Genomic DNA, 4542 nt, shown 5'->3' with positions numbered 1-4542 from the left:
TGGTCCAGGCGTTCAACGCTTGCAGACGCTCGTACTCGTCAGGTGTCATCCACGTCATGGTCTGCACAACGTTACGACCGATTAGATCGTTGCTGCCCCGAGCACTTGCATGGGTGATCGTATCCGTTACATCGCAGGCTTCAACATCAGAGTTCGATCATGCCCATTGAGAAGATTACCAGCCGCCTAACCAGTGATCAGAAGCTGCGAGAGCTTGCTGGCGCATTTTACACCTGCGCCGATACGGCAAGGGCGAAATCTGCGGATCATGCTACAGAAATCATGCGGCGGGGAGGTTGGAAGCTAATAAACGAGAACGTGTATGACCTCGGCCCTCTGAAGCCAATAGTTAGCAATCTCATCAAGAGATGCCTCGAATTAGTCGGCCCTGAAGCCATCAACGAACGAGAGGTTTACCGCTTAGCTTGGGCGTCGGTGGACATTGCATCGCCTATCCCCGATCAAGTCGCGAACTTCTTGAAGGAGTTGTCGTCCGAGATACGAGCAAAAGTCCGCATCCTTCACCCCTGCTACTCGGTGCGCGTTGAAGAAGTTCGCGAGGTTCAGATCGGCCCTGTCGCCGTCAGACTGACAGATGACGTTGACCGTGATCTCGGACCAGAGTCGGGAATCCGGTTAACCACCGAACAACCGGATGGCTTCCAGATTATCGACGGAAAATCCTTCGTCCCACTCACCCCCACTTGTTGGGATATCGAGCTTCAATCGAAAATCGGGAATTTAGAAGTTGAAGCTCGTTGGCACACTTACGTTTTCACGAGCTTGATCCGCCTGATCGGTTACCCACAATTCACCGGCCCGTTCTCACCTAATATTGGAGATGTCGAGGCAGGCCCCACAGAGAAACCCCGGAGCAAGCAGTCCTCCGTCACGTTTTACGACACCCGCTCATCGTTCGGTGGTAGTTGGGTTCCGCTGCACTACGTTGTCGGAAGTGCGTTCGTCGAGCACATGAAAGGAAAACCGTACTATTCCAAGCTCAGCATTTTATTCAATCCGCCGCCTAATAGCGTTGCTGAGCGGTTACAGCGCGGACTGGGCTGGATGGCGCGGGGGCGCATCTCGGACGATGATACAGAAAGACTTCTATTCTTCTTCACGGCTGCGGAAGCGTTGCTGTCGGACAACGACAAGAGCGCCCCAGTGGTTCAAAACATCGCTCGTCGTGGTGCCGTGATCCTCTCGAATGACGTAACGAGGAGAATCGAGATCGCCAAGCTTATACAGGACCTTTACGCTATGCGATCCGACAGTGTTCATAGGGGCACCCGCCGCGTTCATGGATATCACGCGAGGCAGGTTCAAAACATTGTCGAAGCCATCCATGAGGCGGTCCTGGACAAGTATGACATCAATAAGCCATCCGGCGATTTCCACGCTACTCTTAGCCGGGCGAGCTTCGGACTGCCATGGCCGGAGCAAGTCGATATAATGCCTCCGGGACCGTAGAAGCTGGCTTGCACATTCGCGCTTAGGTCAGGCAAGCGCCCCTGTTCCGAACGGTTCAACGGACTTTCCTATGCGCCGATACACACATGAGGCTCTGACCAAGAGCACAAATAGCTCGTTTCCCACGCTGGCGCACAAAGTTCTGGTCAATCGGCATTATATGTGATAGAGTTTCATAAATACCGAGCACGCCCTGGCAGAGTGCAAAGCAAGTTCCGGCCTCCAAGACCACTCCCAGCATATTGCGCCTGGGCGCGGTCATAATGAGGCCAGTTGTGGATCGTCTCTATGACAATCCAGAACCCTGCACGTCTGCCAGCGTGCAGGGTTTTTCTTTATGGATTTTTTACATGCTATTTTCCTATGAACAACAGGAGCGCCTCGGCCTCCTCTGGCAGCAACACGTCTTACCAACCCTTGGCTCGAAAGCGACCAAACAGTTCGTCAAGGCAACTCAAAACCCAAAAACGTGGTTCGGTGACGCCATCATCAAGCCGAACCTTTTTCGGCCAGACGCTTTCGGCGGCTTCTATTTCCCAGTGGACCTGACCAAGTTCTCCATGGGTCGAAATCACTTCTTCGCAGAAGTTATCGCGAGCAATCCCAATCCTATCTCCACCTACGGCGGTGACCCCCTGATCGGGCTGATGCTCTTTGCCAACCCTCTTCGCCTGTCGCTCCCGCCGATGGACAGTGGAGATGAGCAAGGAATGGTACTTGGAGCCGAACAGCCGATGGATCGTGTGGCATTGGGCGAGCATCACGTCCTAACCTATGAATTCGACGTGAAGGACGCAGAGTTCTTGAAGTTGCAGCTTTCTTGGTTGCGTTCCAGCGGAAATCCTCTCGACTGTCGGATGGGTGATCTCTACCGCCACTGCTCGCAGTTCGCGGATTTCAGAGGGATCACTGTAAATTACTCAGGTAACAAAAGCCTCCATATTCATACGGTTTTCGCTACTGATGTTGCGCGTGCGCGTCTCGGATTGGACCAGCGCTCTGCTGCCGATCTTCGGCGAGGTTTTGCCGCACACTGGGAGAGGCTTCACGTGGATGTACTTCGTACCCTTAACGTAAGCGAACACCACGCGGATAAATGCCTCAAGTGGGCCGAGAGCTTTCGGCGCTTGCCTAATGGGTCCAGGGTGGTTGAAGAGGATAACCTCCTCGGCGTTCCCAAAGGGTCGATTGTTCCGCAGATTACTCTGTGGGAGCATCACCGAGTACGAGCGTCCGGGGATGAATTGCCCCTTTTTTGGTCCCCCGAACCATTCCATATGACGCCAAGGGTCAATAGGGTGAAGACGTACACGGCAGGGTGTAAACTTGGTCCGAACCTTACACAGGCCGAGGCTGCCTATTGCGAAGCGCAGCTTCAGAAATGGTATCCGAACTGGCCGCAATTCGATCATCTCACCTACGAGGGCGGACGCTGGGTCGCCAAGTTCAAAAACTCCGAGAATGATAACAACCCGTCTTCGATCATGCGTGAGGACTATGCCTCGATCCACCTTGTGGGACGGGATGCTGGCGGGCTGACCGCTCGACCGTTGCCGTTTCCCTTGGGGGCCATGCTTCGGCTCTGGCGAAGGCAAATGGTTCGCGAGGAAGCATGCGACGAGGCTGTTGATCTCGATGATCTCTTGGCCGAGACACCTGCGGATCGTACATTCCACGAACTTGAGGGACGGTTTCGAGCAAACGTAACTGACAGTGACACGGCCCGGTCGGAAATGGAGACGTTCTTCAGGACTACCGTTGCCACGATGCCGTTGCTCCTGGTTGTTGGTCCTGAGGGCGTAGGCAAGACCTCGGTGCTCATGGCCCTCCATCATGAGATCATGGCGGAATTGACGCGACATGGCGAGAGCGGAGTCGCTATGTATGCCTTTGCTGATTATGAGGCTGCCGAGGCCAAGTGCGCTGCCTTCAATGAGATCCAGAAGGCAAACGATTTTATCGGCGTTGTGCTGCCGAGTTTTTCGAGAGCCTACGAGAAAGAGTGCAACCGTCTCAGCATCGCGATGATCTCGACCGAAGAGGCAGCACGGCAGAACTTTAAGTCGCGCTGGGCTGCCATTGAGAAGCTCCAACCGGCTGTCATCCAGCGTCTCAAAGGGCACCATGTAGCCCTGTGGACCTCCATCGGTGACAAAAAGCCGGTGTTCTTCACAGTGCATCAGGTCGCGCAGGAGTGGAAAAAGAGCGGAGCCTCGCGGCTAATGTGGGCTCGTTCCTTCTGGAATAGGGACGGAGGGGATGAAACCGAGCGCCTCAAAGCCTTGCGTCAGGAGACCACCCTCGGGTTGCTCGTTCACGACGAGATCAAGGCTGACAGTATTGTTGATCTACAACCCGAAGAAATCGTGCGCTGGGTCGAGGCGTTAGCCGATTCCAACCCCACTCTCTGGAACGCGGACACGCCCTCGCTACCTCAACTCCTCACCAGTTTCGAGGCTTTCGCCTCCGCGCATGGGCATCCGACGATAAGTGGAAGTCGGCGAACGGTGACTTTTGAGGAAGCGCGAAGAATCGCCGGGATCGGAACCTCCCGTTGGGATCACGTCGTAACTGCTGACACGGGTGAGTACGGTTGTCGTGTGAGCACCCCGAGTGACAAGGACGATGAGGACGAAAAGCATCGGGATATCTACGAAGAGCGACATAATCGCGATTGGTGGATTGCATCGCGACAGTGGTGGCATGGGGTTGCCAAACGCGTCGTTGTCCTGACGACGGAGGCAGTTCCGACCGCCGTTGCCCATGCGGCAGACCCGGAGTGGTCCATTTTCGAGTTAGAGGCACCCCTTGCCCGGCGTGATCAAGTCGATGTTTATCCTTCCCGTTCCATCACCAGCGCTAATCTCGCGACTGAGTGCCAGGATTTCCGCGACAATCATCCGGACGATCATTTCTTCGTCATCTCCAACAGAGTCTCTATGCTGACGGATACGATCACCCATGCAAGTGCTCGGGGCAGCAACGATCTAATCGGTCGTAACGTTGTGCAGACCATGACGTGGATGACACCTGACGAGTACGAGCGTCTGCAAGCGTTGAACGCCTGGACCA

General features: G+C 55.0%; 1 protein-coding gene and 1 pseudogene. Both read left to right on the top strand.

Annotation, left to right across the window (positions count from 1 at the left end; genetic code table 11):
* Nucleotides 1-159 precede the first annotated feature (159 nt).
* Nucleotides 160-1470, top strand: coding sequence for a hypothetical protein (locus ACFOYU_RS15460; protein WP_377034277.1), 1311 nt, complete (start codon nt 160-162; stop codon nt 1468-1470).
* Nucleotides 1471-1745: 275 nt separating this feature from the next.
* Nucleotides 1746-4542: pseudogene (locus tag ACFOYU_RS15455) on the top strand (hypothetical protein); the annotation flags it as partial.

Origin of the sequence: Microvirga sp. GCM10011540, assembly GCF_042650665.1 — a bacterium.
Taxonomy (GTDB): Bacteria; Pseudomonadota; Alphaproteobacteria; order Rhizobiales; family Beijerinckiaceae; genus Microvirga; species Microvirga lenta.
The sequence above is the reverse complement of the archived record's forward strand: the minus strand, read 5'-3'. Positions and strand labels throughout refer to the sequence as shown.

Excerpts from the sequence above, each read along its gene's own strand:
- ACFOYU_RS15460 (WP_377034277.1), top strand. The coding sequence starts at position 160 with ATGCCCATTGAGAAGATTACCAGCCGCCTAACCAGTGATCAGAAGCTG.